This is a genomic window from Neobacillus cucumis, from assembly GCF_023715505.1.
In genome coordinates this window covers 1-235 of sequence record NZ_JAMBOH010000187.1, presented here as the reverse complement: position 1 = coordinate 235, position 235 = coordinate 1, and the positions used below count along the sequence as shown (strand labels likewise).

1 rRNA gene is annotated in these 235 nt (G+C 43.4%); it reads right to left on the bottom strand.

Annotated elements, in window-relative coordinates:
- Positions 1-149 precede the first annotated feature (149 nt).
- A 16S ribosomal RNA gene (locus tag M3226_RS32040) occupies positions 150-235 on the bottom strand; the annotation flags it as partial.

Below are 235 nucleotides of genomic sequence, written 5' to 3'. Positions count from 1 at the left end.
GCGATTTTACTCGGTTTTTACTTGGTTTCTTCTATACAATTATCTAGTTTTCAAAGAACGAATTACCTTGAGAGAATTGCTCCCTCAAAACTAAACAAACAAAAAGCGGTCAACTTCTTATCAGTCCGTAAGGACTGCATTATCCTTAGAAAGGAGGTGATCCAGCCGCACCTTCCGATACGGCTACCTTGTTACGACTTCACCCCAATCATCTGTCCCACCTTAGGCGGCTGGC